Consider the following 387-nt stretch of genomic DNA (forward strand, 5'->3'; position numbering starts at 1 on the left):
GCGGTAATTGAGCGCTTTGATGAGCGCCTCGGCGAGGGCTTTCCAAGAGCGTCCGGGAACGTAGTCCTTGCCGAATCTTCCCGCGAGTTCGTCGAAGTAGGCTCTGGCGTAATCCTTGCGCTTTCCCAGGATGTGGCCGAGCGCGAGGTTGTCCCCCGCGACCTCGGGAATCTCGCCCGCCGCCTGGAGCGTAATCGGCAAAAGCGCGGCGGGGAGGGACGCTGTATAGACATTGTTTTTTCCGCTCCGCTCATCGCTCACGAGACCGGCGGCCTTCAGTTGCGAGAGTTGGGTGGAAATGCGGCTTTGTCCCATCCCCAGGATTTCCTGTAGCTCGGCGACTGTCAGCGGATCCTGTTGCAGGAGCGAAAGGATGCGCAGCCGGGT

General features: G+C 61.5%; 1 protein-coding gene. It reads right to left on the reverse strand.

The window, feature by feature from the left end:
* On the reverse strand, positions 1 to 387 hold a 387-nt coding region (locus tag I6F37_RS44375; protein ID WP_225155040.1), incomplete at both ends, for a metalloregulator ArsR/SmtB family transcription factor.

It is taken from the genome of Bradyrhizobium sp. NBAIM08, assembly GCF_020193935.1.
GTDB lineage: Bacteria > Pseudomonadota > Alphaproteobacteria > Rhizobiales > Xanthobacteraceae > Bradyrhizobium > Bradyrhizobium yuanmingense.